Origin of the sequence: Microbacterium sp. (genome assembly GCF_048259935.1) — a bacterium.
In the GTDB taxonomy this organism is placed as follows: domain Bacteria; phylum Actinomycetota; class Actinomycetes; order Actinomycetales; family Microbacteriaceae; genus Microbacterium.
On the sequence record NZ_JBLXHF010000008.1, the window covers coordinates 14,660 to 35,861 of the forward strand.

General features: G+C 63.6%; 12 protein-coding genes, 1 tRNA gene and 1 pseudogene. 7 read left to right on the forward strand and 7 right to left on the reverse strand.

Features of this window, described 5'->3' with window-relative positions; genetic code table 11:
• Positions 1–141 precede the first annotated feature (141 nt).
• Positions 142–1,131 (reverse strand): TerC/Alx family metal homeostasis membrane protein, encoded by a 990-nt coding sequence (locus tag ACN0RC_RS13265; RefSeq protein WP_417512401.1) that lies wholly within the window; start codon positions 1,129–1,131, stop codon positions 142–144.
• 216 nt (positions 1,132–1,347) lie between these two features.
• On the opposite strand from ACN0RC_RS13265, the gene ACN0RC_RS13270 reads away from it, so the two are divergent.
• The 3 genes from ACN0RC_RS13270 to ACN0RC_RS13280 are packed head-to-tail and all read left to right on the forward strand — an operon-like array spanning position 1,348 to position 4,038.
• Entirely contained in the window at positions 1,348–1,905 is a 558-nt protein-coding gene (locus tag ACN0RC_RS13270) for an RNA polymerase sigma factor (protein WP_417512402.1), read from the forward strand.
• Positions 1,902–2,945 (forward strand): DUF4349 domain-containing protein, encoded by a 1,044-nt coding sequence (locus ACN0RC_RS13275; RefSeq protein ID WP_417512403.1) that lies wholly within the window; start codon positions 1,902–1,904, stop codon positions 2,943–2,945. The genes ACN0RC_RS13270 and ACN0RC_RS13275 overlap by 4 nt, the downstream gene beginning before the upstream one ends.
• 49 nt (positions 2,946–2,994) lie before the next feature.
• Entirely contained in the window at positions 2,995–4,038 is a 1,044-nt protein-coding gene (locus ACN0RC_RS13280; protein WP_417512404.1) for a tellurite resistance/C4-dicarboxylate transporter family protein, read from the forward strand.
• Positions 4,039–4,129: 91 nt separating this feature from the next.
• Here the strand turns inward: ACN0RC_RS13280 and ACN0RC_RS13285 are convergent.
• Positions 4,130–4,202 (reverse strand) — tRNA-Glu (locus ACN0RC_RS13285).
• 156 nt (positions 4,203–4,358) lie between these two features.
• On the opposite strand from ACN0RC_RS13285, the gene ACN0RC_RS13290 reads away from it, so the two are divergent.
• Positions 4,359–4,997, forward strand: a complete 639-nt coding sequence (locus ACN0RC_RS13290) for an MBL fold metallo-hydrolase (RefSeq protein ID WP_417512405.1) — start codon at positions 4,359–4,361, stop codon at positions 4,995–4,997.
• Positions 4,998–5,139: 142 nt separating this feature from the next.
• A complete protein-coding gene (locus ACN0RC_RS13295) occupies positions 5,140–5,367 on the forward strand; it encodes a GNAT family N-acetyltransferase (protein WP_417512406.1) in 228 nt (75 codons plus the stop codon).
• Here ACN0RC_RS13295 and pepN read toward each other — a convergent pair.
• Positions 5,343–7,841, reverse strand: a complete 2,499-nt coding sequence (gene pepN, locus ACN0RC_RS13300) for an aminopeptidase N (RefSeq protein WP_417512407.1) — start codon at positions 7,839–7,841, stop codon at positions 5,343–5,345. The genes ACN0RC_RS13295 and pepN overlap by 25 nt on opposite strands.
• 292 nt (positions 7,842–8,133) lie before the next feature.
• Here pepN and ACN0RC_RS13305 point away from each other — a divergent pair, with 292 nt between their 5' ends.
• Both ACN0RC_RS13305 and ACN0RC_RS13310 read left to right on the forward strand, forming a co-directional pair.
• Entirely contained in the window at positions 8,134–8,337 is a 204-nt protein-coding gene (locus ACN0RC_RS13305) for a cold-shock protein (protein WP_147037883.1), read from the forward strand.
• 497 nt (positions 8,338–8,834) lie between these two features.
• Positions 8,835–9,497 (forward strand): M23 family metallopeptidase, encoded by a 663-nt coding sequence (locus ACN0RC_RS13310; protein WP_417512408.1) that lies wholly within the window; start codon positions 8,835–8,837, stop codon positions 9,495–9,497.
• A gap of 9 nt (positions 9,498–9,506) precedes the next feature.
• Here ACN0RC_RS13310 and ACN0RC_RS13315 read toward each other — a convergent pair whose 3' ends face one another.
• The 4 genes and pseudogenes from ACN0RC_RS13315 to ACN0RC_RS13330 form a co-directional block, all read right to left on the reverse strand.
• Complete coding sequence (locus ACN0RC_RS13315) at positions 9,507–10,523, reverse strand: DNA topoisomerase IB (protein ID WP_417512409.1); 1,017 nt, start codon at positions 10,521–10,523, stop codon at positions 9,507–9,509.
• 102 nt (positions 10,524–10,625) lie between these two features.
• Positions 10,626–12,398 (reverse strand): annotated as a pseudogene (locus ACN0RC_RS13320) (oleate hydratase).
• Positions 12,399–12,593: 195 nt separating this feature from the next.
• Positions 12,594–13,265, reverse strand: a complete 672-nt coding sequence (locus tag ACN0RC_RS13325) for a hypothetical protein (RefSeq protein ID WP_417512410.1) — start codon at positions 13,263–13,265, stop codon at positions 12,594–12,596.
• Positions 13,262–21,193, reverse strand: coding sequence for an Ig-like domain repeat protein (locus ACN0RC_RS13330; RefSeq protein ID WP_417512411.1), 7,932 nt, complete (start codon positions 21,191–21,193; stop codon positions 13,262–13,264). Before ACN0RC_RS13330 ends, ACN0RC_RS13325 begins: the two co-directional genes overlap by 4 nt.
• Positions 21,194–21,202 lie beyond the last annotated feature (9 nt).

Below are 21,202 nucleotides of genomic sequence, written 5' to 3' on the forward strand. Positions count from 1 at the left end.
TCCAGTATTCGGCGGTTCGGCCACGCTGGACGCCGCGACGAGGAGGGCCTAATTCGAGGTCTCGTCGCGGCCGCTAAGGAGGAGAACCACACGCCGCATGTCGGTCAGTTTACACGGCACCACAGCACGGGAGGCCATGCGTCACCGGCCCAGCGCAGCCCGCTTCTCGCGCGAAGACGCGATCAGGCTCGCGATGGTGGCGACAGCCATCGACGCGAAGATGACGCCGAGCGAGACCCAGTTGTTGATGTCGGGCGCCCATGCGATCGGCTCACCGCCGTTGATGAACGGCAACTCGTTCTCGTGCATGGCGTGCAGCACGAGCTTGACGCCGATGAATCCGAGGATGAATGCGACACCGTAGTGCAGGTACTTGAGCTTCTCCAGCAGGCCGCCGAGCAGGAAGTAGAGCTGGCGCAGCCCCATCAGAGCGAACAGGTTCGCGGTGAAGACGATGAACGGATCCTGGGTGACCCCGAAGATGGCTGGAATCGAGTCGACCGCGAACATCAGATCTGTCACGCCGAGCGAGACGAACACGATGAGCATCGGCGTCCATATCTTCTTACCGTTGACAACCGTGCGGATCTTCGGACCGTCGTACTCGTCGCTGATGTCGATGCCGCGACGCAGCAGACGGACGATGAAGCCCTCTGTCTTCTCGTCGTCCTCATGTTTCTCCGGCATGGCCTGACGGATCGCGGTGTACACCAGGAAAGCACCGAAGATGTAGAAGATCGGGCTGAGGTGCTCAACCGCGGCCCCCACGATCACGATGAACACCGCGCGCAGGACCAGCGCAATGATGATGCCCACCATCAGAGCTTCCTGCTGATAGCGCCGTGGTACCGAGAACTGCGTCATGATCAGCACGAACACGAACAGGTTGTCGATGGAGAGGCTGTACTCCATCGCCCAGCCGGTGAGGAAATCAAGCGAAGTCTTCGCGTCACCGATGAAGAACAGCACGCCGGCGAAGATCAGCGCCAGCGTCACGTAGAAGGCAACCCAGAGGCTCGATTCCTTCGTCGAGGGAATGTGCGGACGCTTCAGGATGAGAAGCAGATCAGCAATCAGGATGACGGTCAGGACCACGAGGGACGTGATCTCGAACCACACGGGGATGTTCAAGGGTGCTCAGCACCTTTCGAAGGGTCAGTGGGATCCGAAAGTCTCTCCCCCGCACTGAGTGCGTCGCGCGCCCGGAGCAGCTTTGATGGTGCTCGTGATGACGATACGCGCGGATTGGGATACTCCCTCTCGCTCGGTCGATATTACCGGAGAAACTTCTGAGACGATGATGCGACTTCCGACACTCTCAGGTGAGAGACCTCCGAAGGGAACCGAATGTCACAGCGTTCTGAAGACCAGGAGCTCGCGGCACGTGCCGCGAACGGCGATCAGAGTGCGTTCCGAGCGCTGTACCGCACCCATGTGCGGCCGGTGTACTGGATCGCGCACGGCATCCTCGGTACCGCGACGGATGCCGAGGACGTGACGCAGGAGACATTCATCGTCGCGTGGCGCAAACTGCCCTCGCTCGATCTGGTCAGCGATTCGCTCCTGCCGTGGCTGGCGACGATCTGTCGCTTCCAGGCGGCAAATCGCGTTCGTCAGCAGCGACGCGAGCGAGCGCACACAGCGGATGCTGTCGATGATGCGCTCCCCAGCGCAGTGAACCTGGAGGAACAGGTGATCACTGCCGCCCTCGCCGAGCGGATCACCACGGCGATCGGGACGTTGAGCATGCTGGATCAGGAGATCTTCCGGCTGTGCGCGACAGAGGGCTACGCCTACCAAGCGGCAGCCACCGAACTCGGAGTCAGCCACGCGGTCGTCCGAAACCGTCTCTCGCGAGTGCGCACGCAGTTGCGCGACACCGTCAACGAATCGAGAGACGCATGAACGATCACACCCCCATGACGGGTCTTCCGGAGCTATCGCAGGAGAGGATCGCCAAGATCGAGGATGCCGTGTTCGCTGAGATATCCGAGCACGGAGCATCCGCTCGCCTACGGCCGGCCTCCGCCGGGATCAGGCGACGCCGCTGGTTCATCGGGCTGGGTGTTGCCGCCGCCTTCGCCGCAGGCATCCTCATCGCTCCGCCGATTCTGGATGTGGTCGACACCTCTGGCGGGTCGATGAGCGCGGTCGACAGCGCACGCGTGACCGCGGTGACGGAGGCTGCTCCAGATATGGGCACTGCCGATTCCGCGGCGATGGACGTCACCTCTGCTCGCGAGATCATCCGAACCGCGCAGGCGACCCTCAGAGTGAAGAGCATCGAAGGCGCCGCTGACGCCATCGCGACCCTCGCCAACGAACACGGTGGCTATGTGGAAAGCACGGAGCTGCGCGCCGCACCGATGCTCGATGGTGCCACAGCTGACGCGTCGGAGGCCGAAGGCTACGGGTGGATCAGCATCCGGGTTCCTTCGGCAGACCTGACCGTGATCATCGACGAGCTCGGGTCCACCGGGACTGTCCTCGCTTCCTCCATCTCGCAGCAGGACGTGACCTCTACTGCAATCGACCTGCGCGCCCGCGTCGAGACCACCCGGGCATCAGTCCAGCGACTCACCGAGCTGATGGCGAACACCACGAGCGTAGGTGAACTCATCGAGGCCGAGTCCGCGCTGGCCGAGCGTCAGGCGCAGCTCGAGTCCTATGAGCAGCAGCTCGCCGCACTCGATGACCAGGTCGCGATGTCGACTCTGCAGGTCGAGCTGACTCCCTCTGCCGGTGCGACCGCGGCGGATCCTGCTGGTTTCGGGGATGGTCTGCTCGCCGGATGGAACGGTCTGATCGTCTCGCTGAACGCGCTGGTGATCGCGTTCGGCTTCCTGCTCCCCTGGCTCGCGGTCGCCGGCGTCGTCGTCCTCATCGTCTGGGTGATCCGTCGCCGTCGCCGTCGAGACCGCGGAGATGTCTCCGATATTCGTTGATTGGAGCACCAGCCATCGTCTGCAGATGTGGACGGATATGGTGAAAGATGTGATCAGCGCGGTCGAACACGAACAGCACCGCCAGGGCCCGGCGGAACTCACCCCCGGATACTTCGCGGGCGTGATGGGCACCGGCATCGTGTCGATCGGCGCGGCATTGATCGGGCTCGAGGTCATCTCCACAGTGCTGTTCTGGTGCACCGTCGTGTTCTATGTCGTCCTCGTGATCCTCAACGTATGGCGCCTCGCGGCCTACCGCGATCGCGTCGTGGCAGATGTGAACAATCCCACGCGCGCGTTCGGCTTCTTCACGTTCATCGCCGCCACGAACGTCTTGTCCGCCGTCCTGCTCAACACGCATTTCGCCACCCTCGCGATGATCCTGCTGGCTGTCTCGATCGTGGCATGGCTCGTCCTCGGCTACGTCATCCCATGGTTGGCGATGCTCGGAAGCGGCCGTCACGCGACACTTCAGGACGCGAACGGCACCTGGTTCATCTGGGTGGTCGCAAGTCAGTCGATCGCAGTCGTCGCTTCTGGACTGGGGTCTGCCGAGCCTGAGCTGCAAGGTGCTCTGGCGATCATCTCCGTGATGACGTGGGCCGTCGGCATCGCGCTCTACATCGCCTGTGCGATCTTCGTCACCCTGCGCATCATGCTCTACGGCGTCCGGCCCGTGGATTTGGCGCCGTCGTATTGGGTGACCATGGGTGCGCTCGCGATCACCGTCGTCGCGGGCGCCCGCATCGTCGAAATGCAGGATGCTCCGATGATCAATGTCACCCGGGCCCTCGTGGCGGGGCTCTCTGTCATCTTCTGGTCATTTGCGACCTGGCTCATCCCCGTGCTCGTCGGAGCAGGTATCTGGCGCCACTGGCATCATCGTGTGCCGCTGCGCTACGAACCGGGACTGTGGAGTTTCGTCTTCCCGATGGGGATGTACGCAGTCGCCAGCATCTCGCTCGGACGCGCCGACTCGCTGCCGATCGTCGAAGCGATCGGCCACGGCTGGTTCTGGCTTTCACTCGCGGTGTGGGCGATCGTCCTCGTCTCGATGATCGTTCAGATCACGAAGCGATTCACGCGGTGCTGAGATCGCGTCGTCGCGCCACGGAAGAGCGCGCAGCCGGGTAGCTCGGAAAGCAGAGAACCCCCGGCATCTGCCGGGGGTTCTCTGTGTTGTGTGACCCCAGCGGGATTCGAACCCGCGTTACCGCCGTGAGAGGGCGGCGTACTAGGCCGCTATACGATGGGGCCAGGTCTTGCGGAGCGTTTCCGTCCCGCGACAACCGTTCAAGTATGCCATGGGGTTTTCTACTCCGCAAAATCGGGCGGGCACCATTCGGATTCCCGGGCGCGTCTTCGTGTCACGGCGCGTTTGCCGCACGGGCCGCAAAGGAGTTGAATCTCGGTATGCGCCTGACGAAGCTCGAACACGCCACCCTCCGCCTCGACGAGAGCGGCGACACACTCCTCATCGATCCCGGCTCATTCACGACCCCGCTCGATGACCTCTCGAACGTCGTCGGCATCGTGCTCACTCACGAGCATCCAGACCACTGGACCCCGGAACATCTCGATCGGATCCTCCGCGCAGTGCCCGGCACTCCGATCTTCGCTCCCGCGGGCGTGGCTGCCGCCGCGAGCGACTACGAGATCACGGTCGTCTCCCCCGGTGAAAGCGTCACCGTCGGACGCTTCTCGCTGCGCTTCTTCGGCGGCGAGCACGCCGTCATCCACTCATCTCTCCCGGTCGTGCAGAACGTCGGCGTTCTCGTGAACGACGAGCTCTACTACCCGGGTGACTCCTACGTCGTGCCAGAGGGCGTCGCAGTAGACGTTCTCGCAGCGCCCGTAGGCGCGCCGTGGCTGAAGCTCGGCGACGCCATGGACTTCGTGCTCGCGGTGAAGCCGAGACGTGCATTCGGCACGCACGATATGACACTGTCTGTGATCGGTCGCAACATGCACCGTCAGCGGCTGCAGTGGGCGACCGAGCAGAACGGTGGCGAGTTCTTCGAGCTGGATCCCGGCGACACTCTGGACCTGTGATTCGCCTCCTGCCGGCGCCCACAGAGCGCCTGCGATTTCGTGAGATGGTCGCCGATGATCTCGAGATCATGGCGGCGATGCTCGGAGACGCTGATGTCATGGCGTTCTACCCGGCACCCAAGTCCCGGGACGAGAGTGCCGGGTGGATCGCCCGGATGCAGCCCACGCGTGCGTCGAGGTCGTCCGTCGTCAGTTCGCGCCGACCCTTCTCACCGCGATCATCCACCCTGACAACATCGCCTCGCGGCGGGTCGCGGAGCACCTCGGAATGACGCATATCGCCGACGACCGCGCCCATCCGTGGATCGTGCGCACGGTCATGGGCATGATCGTCGAGCGGACCGCTCAGCCCACTCCGCCGGCGAGCTGAGACCGCGCGGCACGCACCCGCAGGTCGCGGGCGAGATTGTCGCGCTGCTCGATGACCAGCCGCCGAAGCGCGCCAGGTGCGTCCTCGTTCGCGGCAAGCCAGGCGTCGACGTCGTCGAGCGACTCCGACGCGGGGAACAGCCCGAGGACGAGGCGCCTGGCCAGCTCGATGCTGCGGGTCTGCCACGCCCCCAGGATTCGTTCGAAGTAGCCGTCATCGAGCGATGCGATGAGGTCTCGTCGCCCGCCGGCGCGCACGCCGTCGATCGTCGCGCTCAGGTGATCATTGCTCAGCGTGTGGTCCTCCCATGCCGCGTGCCATGCCACGATGCGCGACTCGGCAAGGGGCTTGGACCACAGCGCGCGGATCGATGCAGTACGGCCGCTGGCAGTGTCATCGCGCGCCAGCTCGGCAGAGATGTCTTCGCCGGTCGCGTGGCCGGTGGTGCGCAGTGCGGTCAGCAGCGCCCAGCGCAGATCAGGATCCACCCGCAACCCCTCTGGGGCGTCGCCGTCGAGCATCGCACGAGCCTGCGTCGCGTAGCCGTCATCGTATGCGGATGCCGCCGCGAAAGCGCGCGCCCACGACAGCTGAGCGTCACTGCCTGCATCGGCTCCAGCCAGCGCCTTCCACGTCGTCTCCAGCCACGCCTTCCGGTGCGCCGCACGGATGTCCTGCGGCAGATAGTGCCCGATCGAATAGGCGGCGTTCGCAACCACACCGCTGAGCAACCCGATATTCGCTTCGGATGCCGCGTGCGCACCGACGATCCGCAGATACCGCTCCGCGGGCAGTTCGCCGTCTCTCGTGGCGTTCCACAGCGACGACCACACGAGCGCGCGCGGCAGCGGCTCAAGTGTGGACAGCGCCTGCTCGACGGCCGCCAGTGAACGTTCGTCCAGACGAGCCTTCGCGTACGTGAGGTCATCGTCGTTGATGAGCACGAGGTCGGCGTCCCCGAAGGTCACAGGCGTGCGGTCCTCGGCGATGTCGAGCTCTACCAGATCGCGGCGGGCGAGGCGGCCGTCGACGAGCTCGTACAGGCCCACGCGCAGCCGGTGCGGGCGCGGGTCGCTCTGCACCAGCATCCGCGCACCCTCATCACCTTCGAGCGAGAGAGTCGACATCCCGCTCGTTTCGAGCCACTTGCGCGACCAGGCGCGCACATCGCGCCCTGAGACATCTTCGAGCTGCACGAGGAGATCTTCCAGCGTCGTGTTCCCATAGGCGTGTGCGGCGAAGTACCGGTGGGCACCCTCGAAGAAGTGCTCCTCGCCGACGAAGGCGACGAGCTGCTTGAGAACAGCAGCACCCTTCGCGTACGTGATGCCATCGAAGTTGAGCTTGGCGGCCTCGAGGTCTGTGATGTCGGCGACGATCGGATGCGTCGTGGGGAGCTGGTCCTGTTGATAGGCCCATGCCTTGCGGTTCGCGGCGAACCGCTCCCAGGCATCGGTGTAGCGGGTGGCTGCCGCCGAAGCGTGCGAGCCCATGTAGTCGGCGAACGACTCCTTCAACCAGAGATCATCCCACCAGCGCATCGTGACGAGGTCACCGAACCACATGTGCGCCATCTCGTGCAGGATCGTGTTCGCCCTGGCGCCGCGCTGCGCATCCGTGGCTGCACCCCGCGAGAGATAAGCCTCGGTGAAAGTCACAAGTCCTGGGTTCTCCATCGCGCCGAGGTTGTACTCGGGCACGAAGATCTGATCGTACTTTCCCCATGGATATGCGAACGCGAAAGCATCCGTGAAGAAATCAAGCCCCTGCTTGGTGACCTCGATGATCTCGTCGGCCTCGAGGAACTCCGCAAGCGAAGGTCGGCAGAACACACCGAGCGAGACGGTCTGCTCGCCCCGGGTCCACTCCGCATCTACCCGGTGGTACGGGCCGGCTGCGACAGCAGATATGTAGCTGGAGAGCGGGAGCGTCGGGGTGAACTCGACTGTCTGCACACCGGCGTGTTCGGAAGCCGTGGACACCGACTGGTTGGAGAGCACGTGCCAGCCCGCGGGTGCATGCACGATGAAAGTGTAGGAGGCCTTCATATCCGGCTGCTCGAAGCACGCCATCACGCGTCGAGAGTCAGCGGGCTCGTACTGCGTGTACAAGTACGTCTCACCGTCGACCGGATCGACGAAGCGGTGCAGCCCCTCGCCCGACCGCGAGTAAGCGCCGATCGCCTCGACGATGACGACATTGGATGCCGCGAGACCAGCGACCTGGATGCGAGAGCCGTCGTAGTCCACGGGATACTCCGCACCGTTGACCGTGACGCGGCGCACCTCTTGACCTATGAAGTCGATCCAGGTCTCAGAAGTCGAAGCGTCGAACTCCAACGTCGTCGTGGTCCCGAAGCCGCTCTGCGCCGCATCGGGAGCATCACGCAGATCGAGTTCGACCCGGATCGAGTGAACGGTGATGACCGCGGATCGGGCGGCTGTCTCTTCTCTGGTCAGGTTCGCTGAGCTCATGACTCCATCGTTTCATGTCACGAATAGGTAGCGAGATGCAAAGAATGCGGCTGTATCCGTTAGGGTGGTTATGTATTCGCAATGGCACCCGGGATCTCCGCGTGTTCATCGGTCCGATTGCTCCACAGGGCAAGGTGGCCACTCGTTCTCCCGCCCTCATCTATCTCACCCTCTCCGGGCACGTTACGCCGCTTCATCGCCGCTCCCCGGATAGCCTCAGACCTGCCGCACCGATTCATGGTCGCGGCATGACGGGTCGATAGTCGACCCACGAACATCAAAGGAAAACAGCATGGCCACTGGCACTGTCAAATGGTTCAACTCCGACAAGGGCTTCGGCTTCATTGCTCCCGATGACGGATCCGCAGACGTCTTCGCGCACTTCAGCGCGATCCAGTCGAGCGGTTACCGCAACCTCGAGGAAGCACAGAAGGTCGAGTTCGACACGGAGCAGGGACCCAAGGGCCCTCAGGCGACGAACATCCGTCCGCTCTGATCTGAGCTTCGAAAGGCTCGATCCCGCTATGCGGGGTCGGGCCTTTTCTCATGTTCGGTGTGCAACGATAGTTAATCGATTTGACGTGGTCCGTCAGGATAACGTACATTACAGAACGGTAACGGTCCCACCCGAAGGGATTGTTCAGAGCATCACTGCTCCACCGGAAGGAATCCGCCACGAACTCCCTGCCCCCCGAGCGCGCCCCTGAACCCGTCTCGGCACCCCCCGAGGACAGCTCAGCCGCACTCCGGCCGCAGTCGCGTCGCGATCGACGCCTCGCGGCTGAAGCCGCAGCTGCAGCCGCTCGGAGCACGGCAGAAGCAGAGCAGCTTGCCGCACCGGCAATGGTCGCCCCGGAGCCTGCAGAGCCCCCAGCTCCGAGGGAAGAGAGCAGTCCCGTCGCCCCCGCTGCAGCAGCGCGCCGGCCCCCTCGTCGCACACGTCGACGCTGGGCGAAGGCTAAAGCACTGGGCGCCACTCTCGCGGTCGGCGGGATGATCGCCGGCGTCGCACTCCCCGCACTGAACCCGAGCACAGACTCTGTCGCCGCCGTCACGGTCACCGCAGGCGCTGACGAGGGCAATACACAGACATACAGCTCGACCGACGAGATCCGCGCGGAGATCGCGCCTCGCGGCAGCTTCTCCGCAACAACGCCCGAAGAGATCCAGCAGACGCGCTCACGGGCGATCTCCGCTGCTGTCTCCGCGGGGATGCCGCTCGCCAGCGCCGTAGACATTCCCATCGCCGATCGCATCGTCATGCCGATGGTCGATGGAAGCTACTCCTTCACTGATGGGTTCGGTGCCTCGCGTCCCGGCCGGTCACACCTCGGCCAGGATTTCGCGGCCTCTGTCGGCTCGCCGATCAATGCCGCCATGAAGGGCTGTGTCTCGCGCTCCTCCGAGAGCTACCAGGGGTACGGCGTCACGATCCAGATCGAGAGCATCGTCGACGGGCAGTCCGTGAGCACGGTTTACTCGCACCTGAACTACGGCACACGCGCGGTCGAGGTCGGCGACTGCGTCGAGGCGGGCCAGTACATCGGCGATGTCGGATCGACCGGCTACGTGTTCGGATCGTGCCTGCACTTCGAAGTGCACATCAACAACTCCCCCATCGACCCGATGCCCTGGATGAAGAATCACCTGAGCTGACCGAAACGATCACGTCGACGATCGCCCTGTCCGCTCAAGAATCCTCAGCACGCACTGCTCTTCGACCGTGAGGTAGGCCCGTGGGCGCATCCGGCTCATCGCCCGTCTCACCTCGTGGAGCGTAACGCGATCTTCGAAAGCTCCGAACACGCGTGGATCGATGTAAGAATCCTTCGTCACTGCAGGAGTGTTCCCGAGCCGTTCGGCCACGTCCTCAACGACACGGCGGATCACCTCAGCGTCATCGGCGGCTGATTCGTCGTCGGAGGTGCGCTCGAGCGCAAGCAGCGCAGACGTCGCCAGCAGCGTTCCTCCCCACGTGCGGAAATCCTTCGCTGAGAACTCCTCCCCCATGTGCTTCTTCACATAGGCGTTGACCCGCTTGCTATCAACGTTGTGGATGATGCCATCCTCGTCGAAGAAGCGAAAGATCTCGTAGCCTGGCATCTCTTCGAGTTGAGTCAGCACCCGCACCAGTTGGCGATCGCGCACAGTCGTGACGTGTCGCTTTCCGCTTTTTCCTATGTAGTCGAAAGTGACCCTGCTGCCAGACACATCCGTGTGCTTCCGGCGCAATGTGGTGACGCCGTAATGAGCATGCTGGCGCGCGTACTCCGGGTTTCCGACCCGGAAGAACTCCTGGTCGATGAGTTTGACGACGCACGCGACGACCGTGTCCTCATCGAGCCGGCGATGCCTGCGCCTCAGATCCTTGTCGACGTGCTTCCGCAGGGCGGGTAGACGCTGAGCGAATCGGAGGATGCGAGCGTACTTCTTCTTCTCCTGCCTGCGGCGATGTGCGGGACTGTAGATAGCCTGAGTGCGACCAGCGTTGTCTACGCCGCGCGCGAGTATTTTGGACGACGAGGATCGAGAGATCTCGACGTTCTTCCACGCAGGCGGTATCGCGAGCGCGTCGATCCTGGCGCGCTCGCGTGCGTTCGTGATGCGGCGGCGCCCGTCACGATAAACGGGCTCGCCGTCGACGTATTCACGCCGGATCGGAAGGCGGGAAGAGCGGCTCATGATGACCGAATTCTACGGCGCAAGGTCAACACGTCAATCGGAAAGGCCCGACTTCGCGAGGAGCGGGTCGGGCCTCTCTCCTGGTATTGATCCGGACGGAGGTTACTTATCGACGAGTCCGTAGTGCTCTAGGAGCTGACCGACCACGTTATTCTCGATGTGGTGATGCGCGAACTTCCGCGCCAACGGTCCACCCGGGATCTTGTACGGTTCTCCGTCACGCATGCGGTTCACCGCGTGGAAGAGTGCGCGTACGTCATAGGTTGAATTGAATACCTCCGGCACTCCGCGTTCGATGTCCAGCAACGTGTAGACCGCTTCCATCGGCGTGCGCACCGAGTATTCGGTCGTGAAGATTCAGTCACGTTCCTGGGACTGAGCGAACTGACCGATGAACGCGAAGTTCGTCGCCCCTTCGGGGACCACTGCGGGGCGGTCACTGTGCTTGCGCGGCATGAAGAACGCCGTGATGTAGGGCATCATGACCGGAACCGTCCGTGCGCCGGTGGCAGCGAGTTCTGCGATCTGGTCCTCAGGGACGCCGAGGTGATAGAGCCATTCCTGCGTGATCTCCTCGCCGGTGCAGTCCTGCATCGCCTTCTTCACGTAGTTTCCCTGTGCTTCAGGGAACAGCCCGTATACCCACACGACGATCTGGTCCTTGGGCTGCTTCTTGAAGTGCGGCTGGCGGTTGACAGTCCACGACATCAGCCAGTTCGAGTCCATGACGGTCACGATGCCGCCTGTGACGACCTTGCCGCTGAATGGATCGCGTTTGGAGATCTTCTGAATGTACTCAGGAATTCGTGCATCCAGGGTGGTGACCGTCGCCGACTCCCACTTCGTCTGAGGGATGTGCGATCCGAAGACATCAGGGTTGCCGAAAGACTCGTCCTGCGCGGCGATACGGCGCCAGAGGTCCCAGGCAGGCGCGGGCCCCGTGTTCAGCTTCGCCGGGGTCTTGTGGTCACCGTCATCGGAGTTCTCGGTGAGCGAGCCGATCGTCATGAACAACAGATCGTCGTCGGTGAGGTCGATCTGCTTCGCCTCGCCGCGCTCAATGATATGAACCCGGCTCGCCTGCTTTCGCTTCTCACCCGTGTCGATCTCGAAGTCGATGTCAGTGACGACGGTGCCGTACTGGAATCTGACGCCATGATCGGTGAGCCACTTCACCAACGGCATGACCAGCGACTCGAACTGGTTGAAGCGTGTGAACTTCAGGGTGGTGAAATCGGGGAGACCCTGAATCTGGTGGATGAAGCGGTGCAGATACAGCTTCAGCTCGAGCGCGGAGTGCCACTCCTCGAAGGCGAACATCGTGCGCCAGTAAAGCCAGAAATTGCTGTCGAGGAACGCGCTCGTGAAGACCTCGTCGATGCGCTTGTCCTCCATCTCCTCCGGCAAAGCGGTGAAGATGTTCGAGATCTCCTGCTGCGCCTTCGCATTCAGGTCGAACTTGAAGTCCGTGCCGCCGTCCTCGCCCTGGTTCTTGGTCGTGCGGCGCAATGTGGAGTTGGGGTCGTCGCGGTTGAGCCAGAAGAACTCGTCGAGAACGCTCACGTTCTCTTCTTCGAGCGAGGGGATCGAGCGGAACAGATCCCAGAGACACTCGAAGTTGCTCTCCATCTCGCGACCGCCGCGGATGACGAAGCCCTTCTCCGGTACGTCGAGACCGTCCAGGGCGCCACCTGGGAGGTCCTGCTGCTCGAAGATCGTGATCCGCGAGCCGTCCATCTGGCCATCGCGAATGAGGAACGCGGCACCGGCGAGAGCCGCAAGCCCCGATCCCACGAACCATGCCCGTTTGGAATCAACGCCTTCAGGCTTCCTCGGTCGGGCGAATGCCTCGTAGTTGCCACTTGTGTAACGCACATGCACTCCTTCGGTGACTCGTCGGCTGGTAGACCGACGCTCGACAGCTCAGACGCTCTCAGAGTAGAGCGGCGTAGATGCGACATGCGCCCTAAGGTCGAATATTCACCCACTGCGGCACCATCACGACACCCGAGGAATCACCCGCCGTGCACTTGCGCACTCACCCGCAGCCCGATACTGCCCCGCTCGGGCCTAACCAGTAACGGGGCTGGTGCAAGCACCACCCGACTCACCCGCTTCTCTGTCAGCCGAGGCGAGCACCCGCCCGGCTGGGTCGAGCACTTGCACGTACACGACCGAGCCCTCGGCCTCGTACTCGGTGAGCGCCTGTGTGCAGAGCTCGAGAGCGATGCCTGCACTGTTGATGCCGAGCACCGACACGAACACTTCACCCGAGTCTTCGCCGACCACCGTCTCGAAGTCGGCGAGGTGAGCATCGGCCGGCGCAAGGCCAGCATCGGGTGGCGCGCCAATCGTGACGTAGCTTCCGCAGGCAGCCATCACCCAGGTCTGCACGTCGAGGAGTGCCTGCAGCCGTTCCTGGGTGTGGGCGTCGACCGCGCCCACATCGACCGAGACCGCGTCCGTCCTGTCGGACGCAAGCGACAGTGTGGGAGGCTCACTGAGCAGCAGCGCGGCGGGCTGCAGTTCCTCAGGCAGCTCAGAAGCCAACGCGATGGTGGCTTCGGTAAGCGCTTCCGGGTCGTCGGCAGGAGTGAGCGAGAGTGTATCGGCGGCTCGGCACGCATCCATCGAGGAGAGCCCCGCGTGTATCTCACTCGTGCAGCCCGCTGACATGAGCAGCAGCGGCACGAGAAGTAATGGGGCGAGGATCGCGGTTGCCCTCGAACGCTGTCTGTTCATAGCCCGTAGTCCTCGTCGAAGCGTTCGAAATCTGTATTCGAGATGGGGACTGCGTCTCTCAGGAAATCTGGGGTGGCAGCTGCCATGCAGCCGGCAATGTGGTCGCCCATGTCTGAGTCCCACGCATCCGAGGCCGAACCGTCCCAACCGACGCCTTGCGGACCGTTGACGATGTTGTAGACCTCGAGGCCGGTATCGACCGCGGACATTGCTTTGTCGACGCCTGCGCCTACGCCCGTGAGCTGCCCTAACTTGCCAGTGATTTTACCCGCGAGATAGAGGTCGGAGAGCGCTTGGGAGAGTGCTGCGCTGTTGTCGCCCGTGTCAATGCCGATCGCTTTGAACCCCGAGCCGACCGTGTCGTATGCGGACTTCTCTGCAGAAGAAGTGTCTTGTGAGACGTCGCGAGATGCCCCGCCGCCCTGGGAAGAGAGCGACGCTGAGGCCACACAGGTGAAGCCTGAGTACATCCAATCGAGTGCTTGCGAGGGGTAGCTGAAGTACTTGGTCACGCTTGTCGGAACGCCGATCCTGTTGAGGAGGTCGCCGACGAGTGAGAGCATTTCGAAGGATTCGCCGAGCAGCGACGCTGGGGGCACTTCTTGCATGAACGTGCCTGCGACGTACGCGACCCCGCCGAGCGCTTTCTTCGCGGCGACAGCGAGCTGGTTGCCCGCCTCGGTGAAGAAGTCTGCGGCCTTTTCATCCCAGCTCTTTCCGCGGTAGCGGTGTTCTGCAGCCTTGTCGGCGTCCATGATCGCGACGGCGACTTTCACCTTGCCGGTTTCTTCGAGGTCCCCGCTCCAGCCCTGCCAGATGTTACCGCCCGGCACTTCGCCGAAAAGGGCGACAGCGGTGCCGCCAATGTAGTGACCCGTGTAGACGTTGTTCTCGTCGAGGCCGCCAGCCGGGGCACCCGGGCAGTTTGGCTGGGGCACCTGGGTGACACGGTGGGCTTTGCCTGAGACGGTGAGCGTGTGGCAGAGCACTGCGTAGGCGGCAGTGACGGCGACGGTCGGCGCGGTGGCATCGACGGTGTAGCTTGCGGTGCGCGGATCGTCGGTGCTCACCTCGGCGACTCCACCCCAGACGCCGAACTCGTAGCCCCGTTCGTCGGCTCCCGCGGTGAAAGTGAGGTCGGTGCCGATGAGCCAGGCATTCGAGTTGAACGGACAGTTAGGAGCGGGAGAGATCTCGATGAAGGTGCCGGTGCGCTGCAGCGCGATGCGTGGTTCGCCGGTGACGTCGGTGATGCCGACATACGGCGACACCTCCTGGCACGCATACGCGGTGAGGGTGCGGTTGCCGCTCTCGGTGAGATGGACAGTGGATCCCCGGGTTCCGGTGCCAACGCTTGGCACCGGGCTCGTGCCGCTGCCACCGACGACCCAGCCGAGCTGTGGGTTGCCCGTTGTGGACCGTGCGGCGATGGTGATCTGGTCTTTGGTGGTCTCGCCCGCGAGACGCGCGGTGGTCCAGCCCGTGAGCAGGTCACCCTTGTCGCACTTCGAGACTCCTCTTGCGCTGTCTGGATCGACCTGCACTTCGATGCCCGGGGCTCCTGGGCCTACGGTGAGCGGCGTGCATTCGTCTCGGAACATGTATGCCGGGCGAAGGGTGAGTGACGAATCGATGGTGAAACTCGCCGAGGCTCGAGAGAACTCGTCTGCGATTGCCGGGTTGCTCGCGGCGTCAGGATGATTCCATGAGATGAACCGCAGCTGGAAGTCTTGGTCGCGTAGGCGAGTCGTCCACACATCTACGGCACTCCCACTGCGGTAGCGCCATGTGCCCTCTGCCGGTGGCGCACCAACCGGGCAGTTTGAGGCGCTCGCCGCGACCGAATTGCGGTCAGGGGTGAGGTTGTCGACAGTGAGCGTGTGGCATTCACTGAAGCGGATCATGGCCGTGTTGCCGCCTGGCAATGCCCGCATCGTGAAGGAACCGACACCAAGCAGGTGGTCGGCTGGATCATCCGAGAGCGAGAACGACCCCGCGGAAGCCGCATCTGCCACGAAGCCGAAGACCGTTGGGTCGGGTACCACATCCCACACAACCTCTGTGCCCTGCCGGTACTCGTCAGGGCGGAAGGCATCGGCACAGTTCGGTGCGGAAGTCGCTGAGACCCGTCCGGCACCTTCAGCGGTGAGCGAGACCGGCAGACACGGATCACCGAACTGAGCCTGGATACTGACGGCTTCGTGCACGGTGAAAGCACCTGGCATGCGCTGCTGCCAGAGGGTGGCGTTCAAGGCTGCATTCACTGCCGGTTCGCTGCTGCCTGCCATGCGGGCCGCATAGAACTCTTCACCCTGCGTGGTGTTCGCAGCTGGGGCGAGTACCGTTCCCCCCACAAACCATCCGACGACAGCCGTGCTACGCAGGCCGTCAACATTCGCGCCAGGCGAAGACTCAAGTTCCGGTACGCCCGGGCAGTTTGGCTGTTGCCCGAACGTCAGGTGACTCGAAAGCGGGCCGCCGGTGGCGCTGATCTGCTGCAGCGTGACCGGGTAACAGGCGGTGACCTTGGCAAAGTCTGCGTAGATATCGGTGGTCTGACCTGGAGCCTTTCCGACTGTGAACCAGAAGAGACCTCCCACTGCGGTGTCGGCCTTGCGGTTACTGACCGTCATCAATTCGTAGCGCCAGCCCGGGCTGTCGGAGGCGGCGGGGGTCGCGCGCACCGCGACCTTGGTGCCCGCGCGGAAGTCTCCGTTTGTGCACTTCGGGCCGTCGACGGTGGCCAGCGACAGCGTTCCCATCGCGCTGGAGTTGGTGCGAATGATGAGCGGGTAACAAGCTAGCGGGGTGAGGCTCTGCTGCCAGGTCGTGGCTGCATTCCAGAGCTCGTTGCCCGGGTACTCGGCGCGAATCTTCTGGACAGCTCCGGCCGCGGCGAGACCGTAGCTGAACTCGCAGTAACCGGTCGCGTCTCCCCGGCAGATGGCTCCCTGCGGGATTCCGCTGAGGGTTGGCCTGACGCCCGGCCCATCGAGGTGCCAGTCCACGCGAACGGGGGTGCCGGTCTCGAGCTCAGCGGTGTTCACACCCGGGTAGGTCACATTGACCGTCAGCGCCGGCGTGCGCTTCGAGGCGGTTCCGAGCGCGACCGACGTTTCTCGGGCAACGTAGTTGGTATCAGCCGCGATGCTCGCCTCCACCGTCACGAGCCCTGGCCGCTCGGGCGTGCATCGGTAGTCGATGCCGTCGAGCGCACACGGGGTTCGGTCTGAAAGTGTGACGGTGAGGGCACCGCTCGGCAGCGGGAGTGATGATGCACCCGGAGCCGAGGACGGGAAGGCATTGACCTGCACCCGCAGTTCGTCTCCCCACTGGATTTCAGAGGGGATGTTTTGAGGCGTAACTCTGAGCACAGGAGTGAGCTTCTCGACCGGCACGGTGACAGACGTCTCGGCGAAGGAATGAATGCCGTCGTACGAGCGATACATGACAGTGAACTTCTGAACGCCGCCGAGCAGTTTCATGAACGGGATGGTGACCGTTGCTTGAGACGTGAGTGAGCCGCTGGCGCCGGGAACAACCCAGCCGGTCCCCACCGCTGATCCACCGAGCAAAATGTCGACGTCGCCCTCGGGGGCGCTGCCGCCCGTGGCGTTCAGGTCGCGAACATCGACGATGACGGTGGCGTCCTGGCCGACCGAAAGTGCTCCGAAGACGGGGGCAAGGCTTACTGTGCGGCCAGTGACCTCATGCTGCGCGAGCGCCGAGGTGGAGTTCGCGTTCATGCCGTCATTGGCGACATACTCTGCCCGCAGATCGTAGGCACCGATGGGCAGATCGTCGATGGCGAAGGCTGCCACTCCGCGATCGCCGTCGAAGTCGCTGATGAAGGTTTGCCGCACGACGGTGTCGCCGTTGTAGAGCCAGATACGGCCCGCAGGCCGATCGCTTGTCCAGAGCACGTCGACTCGCACTGTCGCGGTGAAGGTGGTGCCGCGCGGGGTGCTTCCGCTCGGGCTCACCAGCAACAGGGTTTCGGTCTCGCGACCGAGCACAGTGAATGACTTTTCGGGGGAGGTGGCCTCGAGGTATCCGTACGCGCCGCTGAATCTTGCAGTGAGCAGGTGATCGCCGATGGCGAGGGACCCGGGGGCAGAGAGAGTGAAATTGACGGTGGATCCGCTGCCCTGCGACAGCGTCTTCGAACTGATCAGTGTGTCGCCTGCGAAGAGGTCGATGGCCCCGCTTGTTGGCACCGGGATGCTGCCCGGGATGCTGAGGTCGACGGCGATGTTGGCCTGCTCGCCGACGGTGATGCGGTCTACGCCGCCGATACCGAGCTCGACCGGTGCCGCATTGACGCGAACCGAGGTCGACGCAGAGGCAGCGGCAAGCTCGGCGGTGCCAGAGTAGCGTGCACTCACGTCGAAGAGCTCACCTGCACCGTACGGGGCGACGACGGTGAAGGTGGTTGTGCCGTCAGCGCCGACGATCTGTGTCGGCTGGCTGCCGAGCAGCGAGCCGGTGAGCGTGACCGTGCCTCCCGAAGCGGTGGCGGGGCTGCGCGGATCCACGCTCACGCGAACGGTGACCTGGGCAATTTCGCGGGAGATGAGCGCATCTGGGGAGACGCTCACCTCGAGGCTCGTAGTTGCAGTCGATACTTCAAGAGTCGACTGCATGCTGCTCTCGCCTACGATGCCTGTGACTCCGATGAACCTGGCCTTCACGGTGTGCGAGCCGGTAGTCATGGGAGAAACGATCGCAAGCTTGGCGGTGCCGTCTGCGCCGATGACGGCGGTGCCGACTGCCTGGTCGTCGACCGAGAACTCGACCTCGCCACCAGTCAATGCGGTGAGTGCCGCCGGCACCTGGCTGGTGACCGTTGCGGTGAGTTCGGTTGCTTCGCCGACGGTCGTTGACGCAGGGTTCGCGACGAGGGAAGTGGTCGAACTCCAGGCTCGCACGAGCACGCTGAGGCTGGTGCTCGACGAGCCGTGGATCCTAGACCCTGGGTAGCTGATCAAAAGCTCGTCATCGCCCAGCCCGGCACCGGGAATGGTGATCGTGACGGTGCCTGCGGAGATGGTTCCGCTTGCCACACGCGTGCCCTCCGTGCGCTCGACGATAATGTCGCCGGCGGGTCCCCCGGTCGGGGCGTGCACGAACTCCGCCACGTCGACGACGATCTGGTACTCCTCGCCGACCCGCGGGTGTGTGGTGGGCCCGTGCGCGGTCAGCTGAGTGGCAACGTGTCGCACCATGAAGGTTGTCTCGGTGATGTCGGTGTCAGCGAACTCACCCGGGCGGTCACTCAGGTAGCGTGCCTGGATGACGTGCTCACCCAGCCCGAGCGACATGCTGAACGGCACAGGGTTATCGGTGCCGACAGTGAGCGTTTGCCAGGTTGTGGTGCCCTTGAGTCGCACTTGGAGACGACCATCGGTGGGGCGCACTGCGGTTTCCCCGGCGATGTAGGCCTCGAAACCCTGCGCGGTCCCAGGGGCTCCGGGTGTGACGAGGAGGAGCTGGATGCTGGGGACCGCGGCGCGCATCGAGATCTCGGCGGTTTCTTGAGTGGCTGTGTGCGTAGTGGATCCAGAGAGAGTCGCCGTGATCTCGACTTTGCCGCCGGAGTTCCCGCGAACGTCTTCAAGGTACAGAGATACCTCGCGTTCGCTGCCCTGCAATACGAAGTCGCGAACGTCGGCACCTACGGTGACCGTGAGCGTGGTGCCTGTGGGGATACGGTCTGAGCCCGGGGCAACTTCCACCCCCACAGTGAGCGTGGTGGATGAACCGCGAGGCATCTCCCATCCGTTGCTCGAATCGATGCTGAGCATGACGTTTACGGCGTCGACGCTGTGCGTCACAGGTAGTGACGTCGCGTCTTCGTGTTGCCCATCGCTGCTGATGAACTGCGCGCTCAGCGTGTGCGTGCCGACGAGGATCTGGTCAGTAGAGAGCGAGCCCTGGAACTCCGTGCCGACAAGGCCCTGAGGGATGGTGACCTGGCCCAGCACTTCAGCGCCCGCGACCAGTTCGATGGTGCCTGCGGGATGCGGCCCACCGCGTAGATCGCGCAGGGTGAACGGGAATTCGGCACTTTGACCGTGCTCGCTGTCGTGCGCAGCGGCGCCGAGCGTGAGGGTGACCGGATAGCGCAGTACGGTGGCCGTAACGTCAGCAGGCTGCGTGATCACCCCTGCATTGGGATAGCGGTACACCGCTTCGAAGCGGTGCGCGCCAACGCCGAGACCCGAGAACGTGGCTTCGGCTGCACCGTTGCCATCAACCTCGACGGTCACAGGGGCAACCGAGGAGTCGCTGGCGTCTTGGAACGTGACGTTACCGAAGATCGCCGGCCCCGTGTCGCCGGTGACCGTAGCACTGAGGAGCACTGACTCGTCGCCGTAGATTTCCGTCGCCGAAGCGCTGAGCGCGACCCGGGTGGAACTATCTATGACGCCAACGTGGTGCGTGATAGTCAGTGCGGGGCCGTTGATTTCATCAACTTCACGATTGGCCTTATAGCTCGTCTCGACCAGAATGCGGTGTTCGCCTACTTCGAGACCGAGGTGATCGAGTGAGTACTCTGCTTCCCGCCCGCCGCCTGCAGCTTGGCTGCGACCCACGAAAATCTGATCGTCATTCTCGTCGAGCAGGTATACGACGATGAAAAAGGTGTACGGAATCTGCCCGTCGTCGACGGTAGTCGCCTGGATGTCGAGCGTGATCGGTGCGCCCGGGGCTGTGAGCTCGCCCTCGAGAACCGTGAGCACAGGCCGAAAGTTAAAGAGTTGCCCGGTGTCTGTGCCCGGTGGCTCCTCTGCCGGTGGCTCCTCTGCTGGTGGCTCCTCAGCCGGTGGCTCCTCAGCCGGTGGCTCCTCTGCCGGTGGCTCCTCAGCCGGTGGCTGCTCAGTTGGTGGCTCCTCGGCGCCCTCCTCGCCCTCTGCACTGTATGCCTGCTCGGTACTTGCCTGGGCAGCCGGTGCCAGTGGCACCACCTGAATGAACCCCACCAGTAGTGCCGCGCTGACTGTCACCGCGGTGACGGGAAAACGGAGCGAGCGGCGCAGCCGCGGCAGGGGAACGATCTGGTGTCTGCTGTCGCGCAGGGTGCGGGTGAGCTCGACAATCACTGCGAGGGGGAACCCGAACGTGCACACCTGAGCGAGCAGACTCACGCTGCTCATGAGTGCGGAGGGAATGCCGGCGAGTGCGAGCAGGCCAATGGCAAATTGCAGCAGGAAGTATGCGGTGAATGACACGAAGAGTGCGGCGGCCACGACGAACTCGAAAGGGCGAGTGAGTGCTGCCGAGCGCCTCAGCGCTGCGAACGGGCCGTGCCCCTCGAGCGCGATCACGGCGACCGCCGTCGACCAACGCACGGCGACGACGGCTGCGAGGCCGAACGGAATGAGGGCGGCGACAAACCACCACGTCGAAATGGGGAGTTGTCGCCTTGCGAGCTTTGCGATGAGTGCCGCGAGCAGCCCAATGGCACCGAGCGCCGTAAGCAGTGGTGTCGCAACTGCGAGAAGTGCGACGGTCAGGAAGATAGTGAGGAGGGCGACGGCCGCTGGAAGGGAGTATCGAGCACCATGCACGAGTGCTGCGCCCATCCGCATGGCGTGCTTCGACCGTGCATCGTCGAGCACACGGACGAGCGCAACCTGGCCCATGCCGGCGAGCAGCGCGACGACAAGTGCGCCGGGAATTGCCACCTCCACGAACAACAGGGTGAAGCCCGTCGGGGTCACGCCGATGCCAGCCGCATCGAGCATGAAGGGAAGTTGAAGTCTGGCCAGGGGCACCATAAATGAGAACGCCGCCACCGTAACGATGGCGGCGATGAGCGAGATGAGGAGCAGTATGAGTGCGCTGCGCAGGAAGGCACGTCGGTAAGCGATCGACGCCCGACCGAACACGCGGCCCAACGGCGCGAATCGGCTGTTATCGGTCATGACGACCTT